This window comes from Collinsella aerofaciens (assembly GCF_032584215.1).
Lineage (GTDB): Bacteria > Actinomycetota > Coriobacteriia > Coriobacteriales > Coriobacteriaceae > Collinsella.
The window spans coordinates 26,360-35,732 of sequence record NZ_JAWHPN010000028.1 but is presented as its reverse complement, the minus strand read 5'-3'; the positions used below and the strand labels follow the sequence as shown (position 1 = coordinate 35,732).

Sequence of the window (9,373 nt, the reverse complement as noted above, 5' to 3'; positions counted from 1 at the left end):
AGGGATTGTCGCCAAACAAAGATCCGGGTGGGCGCTCGGGCAAATTCTCTGTTTGGCTGGGAAGAGCATAGCATTCGGGGGCCTTGCGGTCCCCGAATCATCACCTGTTATCTAAACTGTTAGATTTCGTTATAGTTGTTCGCTTTATGCTACTCGTCGCTCAAATCTACAGCAAAGACTGATGTCGGAAGCAACGCCTCATTGCCTCCGCCGTCCCGCATCTGCCTCACGACATTTTTTGCACGCTCAACAATAAGCTCCTCAAGCTCTTTCTCGCTCACGCGCTGAATAATATCTCCCGGTTGACAGTCAAGTTCATCGCAAATATCGAGAAGCGTCTTAAGGCGAATAGCTTTAATTTTTCCGTTTCTTAGCTTAGAAATATTAGCCGGAGTATGCCCCGTGGCACGAATCAGATCAGCACTGGTCTTTCCGGTCTTAAGTAGCTGCGTCTCAAGCTCGATGATGAGATAGCTCATGCTTCCTCCTACACAAGCTCGTCAGACTGCTCTTGGAGCAGCGAGGCATAACTCCAGATCACCGAGATACACAGACAGACAGCCGCGCCGATAAGCGACCCCGCATCAAAGGCAACGCCTTGGCAAATCTCAATAACGAAGGAATGAGGCACGACGTAAAGCTCCAGCCCACCAATGGTAAGATTGACCGATCCGTAGGCACCAATAAGCGAAACCGCGGCGTTAACAGCAAAGGCAAGCGCAAGAACACGGATAAGCCGCACATGCGTCTTGGTAAAGGGCGAGACGCCTCGCGAGATGTTACGGCTGATCCCACACAGAACGACAAGCGAAATACCCACGACGAGTGCCAGGCACAGTCCGCTTGGGATAACGATGCACCCGCCATCGAGAAGCGTCACGACGCCGAAAGAATCGACAGAGGCAACGTTTGCAACCGCATACCAGATCACGTAAACAACCAACGCGGCAAAAGCGACGAGCATCCCTGCAAAAACGGCTGCCATGCAAAAGCCAAGCTTCCTGATATTTTCGCCCGCTTTGGCCATACGCTGAACGCTGTTAGACATACACTCACCCTCATCGACTCTATCGTTATTCGAACAGTTTATCGAACAACGATATTGATTGCATGCGGAAAGCCCCGCCAGTGCGCATAGGCCATTTACTAACCCGGAGGGGTGAGCGTGGATTTTTGGACACATATCGAACGAGAGTGGATAATCTCCCACTTTGAGGCCGCCACCGGGCCTAAAACGGGAGATTATCCACTCTCATAGTCATCAAGGCCCGCAAGCTCTTATTCGGCCGTCTCGCGCAGGGCCGACATCGTTGCCGCATATTGCTGCTGCAACGCATGCATTCCCTCGCGAGCGCCGTCAACGGCATCGGCGCCGCGCAGTGCTTCGGTCACCACGACCGCCGGCTCGTACAGATTATCGAATCCCAGGTTCTGGCTCACGCCCTTGAGCGTGTGCGCTGCCATAAACGCACCTTCGGCGTCTCCTGCCGCCATGGCGGCCTCCAGCTTGTCCATGCTCTCGTCATCCAAAAACTTGAGGGCAAAGCGGGCAAGCATTTCCTCGCCCATCAGCCGAGCGCACGCGTCATCATAATTAGCGCCGATCTTCTCATACGCCTCACGCATGGAAATCATGGATTAAAACTCCTTAGGTCAAACTAAATCGTGGGAAACGCGACAACGTCGGCGGGGCGTGCCAACGTCTCGGCAATACGGTCTTGCACCTCGAGCAGACAGTCGAGCAACAGCGGGTTAAAGGTGCCGCACTTACCGTCCAGGATCATCTGGATCGCCTCCTTGTGCGGAATAGCGTCCTTGTACACACGCACGCTCGTCAGAGCATCGTACACGTCGGCCACCGAAACCACCTGTGCGGCAATGGGAATTTCGTCGCCCTTAAGGCCATCGGGATAGCCCTTGCCGTCCCAGCGCTCGTGGTGCCAACGCGCAATTTGGTACGCATATTCCATAAGCGCATTGCCGACGTGATGGCAACCCAGCTCAAGCAACATGTCGGCGCCGATCGTGGTATGCGTCTTCATAATCTCGAACTCCTCGGACGTAAGGCGTCCGGGTTTGTTGAGAATCGCATCGTCAATCGCCATCTTGCCGATATCGTGCAGCGCCGAAGCCAGGGCAATCGTGGAGCGTTCCTCGTTGTCGAGGGAAATGGTGTCGCTGCGCTGGACTAGACAGCCAAGCAGCAGCTCGGTCAGCTTTTCGATATTCGTAACGTGCCTGCCACTCTCGCCATTGCGAAGTTCCATGACACCGGCCATGATGTCAATGAGCATGCGACTGTTCTTGACGCGCTCGTTGTACTGCTGGGACAGCAGGCTCGTCAGGCGGCGCTGCTTGGCGTATAGGCGGATGGTGTTGCTTACACGGCGGCGCACGACACGGGAGTCAAACGGGCGGCTGATATGGTCCGAGGCGCCCAGCTCGTACGCGCGCAGAACCACATCGTCGGAATCTTCGCTCGAGATCATGATGACAGGTAGTTTGTCAACAACCGATCGGCGCGACAGATCGGCCAGCACCTCAAAGCCGCTCACGTCCGGCATGACAATGTCCAGTAGCACGAGCGACAACTCATCGCCATAGCGGTCGACCATATCGAGCGCCGTACGACCGTTATCAGCCTCGAGGATGCAATACTCGTCCTTGAGCATCTCGTTGAGAATGGCTCGGTTCATCTCGGAGTCATCGATGATAAGCACCAAAGGCTTTTCGTTTTGGAAGGCCTCGATGAAATCGCCATCGGTCACGACCGTACCGGCTTTTGCCTTAGCACGGCTCAGTAACTGGACAGCGCGGCCAACGCCCTCATCAACCGTCTCGCCATGAATACGAACGCCACCAACACATGCCGTCAGGCTCACGTACTCATGGCCCGGAACAATCGTGGCATGAACGGCATCGGACACCTGATGCAGGCGACGGGCGAAGTCATCGGAGGGAATATTGGGCATGACGACCACAAACTTGTCGCAGCCATAGCGCACAAGCTCGTCAGTCGAACGAATTCCGCTGCGTATGGCTGTCGCCACAGCACCGAGTGCAAGGTCGCCGGCATGACGGCCACACGTATCGTTGAAGGCCCTAAAATCATCAAGGTCAATCATCGCAACGCCGGCATTCATGCGGGCGCTTCGGAGCTTTTCCTCGTAATATCGGCGATTGCGCACGCTCGTCAGCACGTCGGTGTAGACAAGGTCCTCTTCTGCGGCCTCTTGCTCATCGATCGGACGCACCATCAGCAGGACGTGAGGCTCGCCCTCGACCTTCAGAGGGCGCAGATGGGCGCGGTACTCAACGCCATCGTTGAGCAGTTGCTCCGACACCTCATCGGAATCTGTCAAGGCCTCAAGACTTGAATGACGCAGGCAAGGACACCGATTGCCGGCGAGTAGGCAGTTAGGCTCGTTCTTAATCTGATCGGCCGACAGCAAACGCACCACGGGGTAGGTCTTCGCGACACGGGCGACCTCGGCGGCAGCCTCCTCGTCGGTTAGATTGACCTCGTGATTATTGAGCATATGGGGCCCTTTCGATAGTTTCGCATGAAGCGGTTGGTTCCAAATGTTACAAGGGTAACACCTTGTCGATGCAGGTAAGCACGTGAATCCTGTTACATTTTTATGAGTTGGCAGACGGCACGATTGAAGCCGCAGACGTGAGGTTTTGAGCACAGTTGTTAACACGGCCGAAACGTTTGCAGGTGAAGGCCGCTTTGACTATTGCGGGTGTTAGAGCCCCAGGATGCCGCAGACAGCCCGGGCAGCCGCTGCCGGGCGATCGCGCAGGCCGTTGTGCGCGCCGGGAACCATTACGAGTGGACAGTCCAAAAGCTCAGCCGCTATCCTCGTGCCCGCCTCGCGAGGCGTGCCGATCGAAAGCTCGCCCAAAAGCACGGCGTTCACCGTTCTTGACGCGCGGACGCTATCCCAATCGGGAACGCAGGTCATAGTAATCCCGTATTCGTTTGCCATGAAACTGCGGCCGTTGCGTAGGGCATGTTTGGCTTCCGCCTCGGTCGTCCCAGGAGCCTCGGGGTCCAAGTCGCCGAGGGCTCCCAAGAAAAGCCGGAGCGCCCTTGAAACCTTTCCAGCCGCAATCATATCGAGCAAAACCGGAGCTGCGCCCATGCCGACGCCTTCGGCCGACACGGCCGGCTCATGCAGAATCGCACGGGCGACAAGATGGGGTTCGGTGCGAAGAAGCTCCAGCGCCACCAACGTGCCGGCGCTGTGCGCAAGCACATTTGTCGGAGCGCCAACGTACTCGATCACGGCTCGCAGGTCGGCGGCCTGAGTGGCAAGATCATAGCTGCCGTCTGCCGCATCGCTGCTGCCACCACAGCCGCGGCGGTCGTAGGCAATTACGCGGTAGTTGCGACTGAGCTCACAAGCGATGCCGTCGAAAAATGTGCCGTCGACACAAGCGCCGTGCACGCACACCAAGGCAGGAGCATCAGGCGACACATCCGGGCCGGCATATTCGCGACAGGCAATCGTGGTGCCCGCATTCTCGACCGTAAAATCCATGTTGTGCCCCCATCATCAACGCCCATCCAGTTGCACGTCAGTACGGTTGGATGGACCCGCATTGCCTTACGCCTTGTTAACAGATTAACTGTACCCGACCCGAGACTTTTCATGGCGCGGCATAATGAGCGACGCGAAAAAACGAAACTTGCAAAGCAAGAGCCCGCACCTTGCTTTGGAGCCGATGCTATGCTTAGGCACAATTGTCTTGAGGAGCACATGCCTATGTCTACGTTTTTAAATGCCAGCCCCATCTTTGGGCCCGTCCGCAGCCGCCGTCTGGGCCTTTCGCTCGGCGTCAACATGATGCCGGCCAGCGGCAAAATCTGCACGTTCGACTGTATTTATTGCGAAAACGGCCTCAACGCCGAGCGCCCCTGCCATGAGCCCTATAACACGGCTGCCGTGGTGCTCGATGCACTCGAGGCCAAGCTGCACGAGATGGCAATCGAGGGTGAGCTGCCCGATGTAATCACGTTTGCCGGCAACGGCGAGCCCACCGCCGCGCCGGAGTTTCCGCAGGCCATCGCCGGTGCCGTCGCGCTTCGCGACCAGCTGGCCCCAAACACCAAGATTGCCGTGCTTTCCAACGGCACGCGCGCCGACCGTCCCCAGGTGCACGATGCGCTCATGATGGTCGACGACAACATCCTCAAGCTCGATACGGTCGACCCGGCATTTATCCAGCTGCTCGACCAGCCCGTTGGCCCCTACGATGTAGAGCACCAGATCGAGACGTTCGCGAACTTTAACGGTCATGTCATTATCCAGACGATCTTTTTGACCGGCGAGTATCAGGGCAGGCTCATCGACAACACCGGTGAGGAGTACGTTGGTCCTTGGCTCGCGGCGCTCGAGCGCATTCGCCCGCAGGAGGCGACCATCTACACCGTCGCACGCGAGACGCCGGTCGCCGGCCTTGCCAAAGCAGCGCCTGAGGTACTCGACGCCATTGCCGAGCGCGTCCAAGCCCTCGGCATTCCCTGCCAGGTGAGCTACTAGCAAAACCACGCAGCAGCTAGTGTCAGCCATCCCGCCCCATCAGTTGCGGTGATATAGTTCCTATTTGTGCTGTTAAACCGCTTAAATCGGAACTATATCACCGCAACTTTTATGGACGCGTGGGTGGGCTATACTAGCTGCGGATGAAAGGAAGTTAGCCATGTATGACAAAGGACCCGTGCCTGGCCGCAACGACGCTTGCTGGTGCGGCAGCGGCAAGAAGTACAAGAAATGCCACAGCGCCTTCGACGAGCGCCTCGAGCGCCTGTGGGAGGAGGGCTGGGAGGTTCTGCCCCGTACGCTCTACAAGACGCCCGCCGATATCGAGGGCATCAAGCGCTCGGCCGCCATCAACGTGGGCGTGCTCGATTACGTGGGCGAGCACATCGCCGCGGGCATGACCACCAACCAGATCGACCAGATGATCTACGACTACACCGTCGAGCACGGCGGCACGCCGGCCGATCTCAACTACGAGGGCTATCCCAAGAGCGTGTGCACCTCGATCAACGACGTCGTCTGCCACGGTATCCCCTGCGATGCGGATGTGCTGCACGAGGGCGACATCATCAACGTCGACTGCTCCACGATTCTTGACGGCTACTTTAGTGATTCGAGCCGCATGTTCTGCATCGGCGAGGTCTCTGCCGAGCGCCAGCGCTTGGTCGACGTCACCCGCGCCAGCGTGGAGGCGGGTTTGGCGGCCGTCAAGCCATGGCTGCCGCTGTCTGTGATGGCCGAGGCCGTGCAAAAGACGGTCGAGGACGCCGGCTTTAGCGTGGTGCGCGAGTACGGCGGACACGGCATCGGTAAGGAGTTTCACGAGGACCCGTTTGTGGGCTTTACCACCGAGGCACCCGATGTGGACACCATCATGGCTCCGGGCATGGTCTTTACCATCGAGCCTATGGTCAATGCCGGAGCGCCCGACATCAAGATCAGCAAGGGCGATGGCTGGTGTGTGCGCACCAAGGACGGTAGCGATTCGGCCCAGTGCGAGGTACAGCTCGTGGTGACCGAGGACGGTTACGAGCTGCTGAGCTGGTAGCCGTGGATGCGCCGGGCTTCGCGATGGATATGTTACCCATCGCGAAGCCCGGCGTTTTTTAGCGTTTTGCCTGATAAAACCTGCCAAAATAAACCTGTCCCTTTTTGGCAGGTCAAGCGGAAAGGACTGCTTGTGAACATTCTGGTTTTGCTGCCCGTCAACGACCGCCATCGCGCAATTCTTGAGTCGAGCGCTCCGGGCGAGGACTTTATCTACACGAGCTCCGACGCCGTCACGCGCGAGCAGGTCGCCGATGCCGACGTGATCTTGGGCAACATCGACCCTGACATGCTCACGGCATGCGAACATCTCCAGCTGTTGCAATTGCAGACCGCTGGCTATGACGATTACTTGGCCGCCGGCACCGTGCCGGCCGATGCCAAACTGTCTTGCTCGGTGGGCGCCTATGGCCAGGCAGTAAGCGAGCACATGTTTGCCATGGTGCTGTCTATGATGAAGCGCCTGCCCGGCTACCAGGACCTGCAGCGCGAGCATCGCTGGGAGGATTTGGGGCCGGTTACCTCGCTCAAAAACGCCAACGTGCTGGTGCTGGGCGCAGGCGATATCGGCGGCCATTTTGCCACGCTCTGCCGCAGCATGGGCGCGCACGTCCGCGGCATCAAGCGCCATCCGCTCGTCTACCCCATTGTATTTGAGGACATGGACGGCATGGACGCCCTGCCCGAGCGCCTGGCCGAGGCTGACATCGTCGCATCCTTTATGCCCAGCACACCCGAGACCCGCGGCCTGGCGAACGCCGAGTTCTTTGCCGCGATGAAGCCGAGCTCCTTCTTTGCCAACGGCGGCCGCGGCGATCTTGTGGTCGCCGACGACTTGGTTGTCGCTCTGGAGTCGGGACATCTCGCCGGTGCCGCGGTCGACGTCACCGACCCCGAGCCGCTGCCTGCCGCAAGCCCGCTGTGGGATGCGCCCAACATGCTCATCACGCCGCACGTCTCGGGCTGGTTCCACCTGGCAGCCACGCTCAACAACGTGGTCGACATCGCCGCGGAGAATCTGCGTCACCTGCAGGCCGGCGAGACCCTGCGCTGCTGGATCGAGCATTAGGGTTCCGCCGTTCTAACGAACGGCGGACCGGTCGACGCTGCGCGCCGCCCAGAGCGAACAATTTGTCATTCAAAAGGCAAGGCATGACCAGAAGGTCTATGCCTTGCCTTTTTCATGCCAACTTGTTCGCTCTGGACATCGCTCGCTGACGTTTGCTCAACCTGCGGTGTCATAACAATTCTGTCCAGCTGTTGGCATTGCGGCATTTGCCCAAATAAAACCTGCCAAAGTAAACCTGTCCCTTTTTGGCAGATTTTAGAGCTCCACGCTTTCGGCGCCGTTGATGGTTAGGTTTCGCTCGTAGAAGGCGGTGAGGGCGCGGATGGCGTACATCACGTCGCGTACGCCGCCGGTCTCGTAGCTCGAGTGCATGGCCAGCTGCGGCAGGCCCACGTCTACGGCGTGCATGCTCGCCTGCATGTTCGACAGGTTGCCCAGGGTGGAGCCGCCGGCCATATCACTCTTGTTGGCGAAGGCCTGCGTGGGCACGTCGGCGTCATCGCAAATAGCCTGGAACACCGCGCGGCTAAAGGCATCGGTGCAGTAGTGCTGGTTGGCGGCTTCCTTGATAACGATGCCGCCGTTGAGCACGACCTGGTTGCGGGCATCGCACTTCTCGGCGTGGTTGGGATGCACGGCATGCGCATTATCGCAGCTCACGAGCATCGAGGCGGCAAGGGCGCGATGGTACGACTCGTCGTCAAAGCCCAGTGATCCGTTAATGCGGCGCAGCGCGTCGGCCAAGAACGTCGACATGGCTCCTTGCTTGGTCTCGGAGCCAACCTCCTCGTTATCGAAGCAGCAGAAGACCGAAACGTCGCGCGCGTTCTCGGCACCCAAAAATGCCTGCAGCGAGGTGTAGGCGCAGGCCAGGTCGTCGAGCTTGGGCGTCGAGATAAACTCGTCGGCCCAGCCCCAAATGCGCGCATCCTGACGATTGACCAGGAACAGATCGCGGCCCAGGATCTGCTCGGGCTCAACGTCCAGTTCATCAGCGATCAGGGCGTCAAAATCTCCCTGCTTAAGGTCACCGGCGCTGATGAGCGGGCACAGGTCGACGGCGCGGTTGGGCGCAAAGCCCTCGTTGACGCCGCGGTTCATATGGATGGCAAGGCTCGGAATAATAGCGACCTCGCGCTCGGTGGAAAGCAGGCGGCTCTCAATACGGTCGCCCTCGCGCACCAGCACGCGGCCCGCGAGCGCCAGCGGGCGATCGAACCAGGTGTAGTCGATCATGCCGCCGTAGGCCTCGGTGTTCAGGCGCAGCGTCTCGCCTGCGCCGTCGAGCTCGGGCACGGCCTTGACCTTAAACGTCGGCGAGTCGCTGTGCGACGCCGTCAGCTGAAAATGGTAGTCGCCGGCAACGCCGTCCTCGCCCCACGTCGCGGTCAGGTCCTCGCCCACCTTAAAGGCAATAACGCTCGAGGTATTGCGCTGCGTGTAATAACGCCCGCCCGGCTCGATGTCCCACGCCGCGTTCTCGGGCAGGTAGGTAAAGCCCGCCTCGTCGAGCTCGGCCATAATGGTCGCCGCCGTATGGAACATGCTGGGACATGCCTCGATAAAGTCGATGAGGTCGTTGGCGGCCTCGATATCGTCGGCCGTCACATGCGCGCGCTCGGGCGTTTCCTGATCCGTCATGCTCTCCCCTTTCGCTGGGTTGATGGTCCCCTCCAGCATACCCCGCCACGCCAGCGCCGCACTCTTC

The 9,373-nt window shown here is 59.1% G+C and carries 9 protein-coding genes; 3 read left to right on the top strand and 6 right to left on the bottom strand.

Annotation, left to right across the window (positions count from 1 at the left end; translation table 11 throughout):
• Positions 1-149 precede the first annotated feature (149 nt).
• The 5 genes from RX395_RS08325 to RX395_RS08305 form a co-directional block, all read right to left on the bottom strand.
• Positions 150-479 (bottom strand): helix-turn-helix domain-containing protein, encoded by a 330-nt coding sequence (locus RX395_RS08325; RefSeq protein ID WP_316366833.1) that lies wholly within the window; start codon positions 477-479, stop codon positions 150-152.
• Between the two features lie 8 nt (positions 480-487).
• Positions 488-1,048, bottom strand: coding sequence for a hypothetical protein (locus RX395_RS08320; protein WP_117798465.1), 561 nt, complete (start codon positions 1,046-1,048; stop codon positions 488-490).
• A gap of 230 nt (positions 1,049-1,278) precedes the next feature.
• Positions 1,279-1,635 (bottom strand): Hpt domain-containing protein, encoded by a 357-nt coding sequence (locus RX395_RS08315; RefSeq protein ID WP_022094661.1) that lies wholly within the window; start codon positions 1,633-1,635, stop codon positions 1,279-1,281.
• 23 nt (positions 1,636-1,658) lie between these two features.
• Entirely contained in the window at positions 1,659-3,539 is a 1,881-nt protein-coding gene (locus tag RX395_RS08310) for a diguanylate cyclase (protein ID WP_316366830.1), read from the bottom strand.
• A gap of 210 nt (positions 3,540-3,749) precedes the next feature.
• On the bottom strand, positions 3,750-4,547 hold the full coding sequence (locus RX395_RS08305) for an alpha/beta fold hydrolase (RefSeq protein WP_316366828.1): 798 nt from the start codon (positions 4,545-4,547) through the stop codon (positions 3,750-3,752).
• Between the two features lie 225 nt (positions 4,548-4,772).
• On the opposite strand from RX395_RS08305, the gene RX395_RS08300 reads away from it, so the two are divergent.
• The 3 genes from RX395_RS08300 to RX395_RS08290 all read left to right on the top strand — a co-directional run bounded on the left by RX395_RS08300 (position 4,773) and on the right by RX395_RS08290 (position 7,665).
• Positions 4,773-5,549, top strand: a complete 777-nt coding sequence (locus tag RX395_RS08300; protein ID WP_316366826.1) for a radical SAM protein — start codon at positions 4,773-4,775, stop codon at positions 5,547-5,549.
• A gap of 160 nt (positions 5,550-5,709) precedes the next feature.
• Positions 5,710-6,597 carry a type I methionyl aminopeptidase gene (gene map / locus RX395_RS08295; protein WP_035137617.1) on the top strand — a complete coding sequence of 296 codons (888 nt, stop codon included), beginning with the start codon at positions 5,710-5,712 and terminating at the stop codon, positions 6,595-6,597.
• Between the two features lie 132 nt (positions 6,598-6,729).
• On the top strand, positions 6,730-7,665 hold the full coding sequence (locus tag RX395_RS08290; RefSeq protein WP_316366824.1) for a D-2-hydroxyacid dehydrogenase: 936 nt from the start codon (positions 6,730-6,732) through the stop codon (positions 7,663-7,665).
• A 255-nt stretch (positions 7,666-7,920) separates the two neighbouring features.
• Here RX395_RS08290 and RX395_RS08285 read toward each other — a convergent pair whose 3' ends face one another.
• Entirely contained in the window at positions 7,921-9,306 is a 1,386-nt protein-coding gene (locus RX395_RS08285) for a M18 family aminopeptidase (RefSeq protein ID WP_316366822.1), read from the bottom strand.
• Between the last annotated feature and the right edge of the window lie 67 nt (positions 9,307-9,373).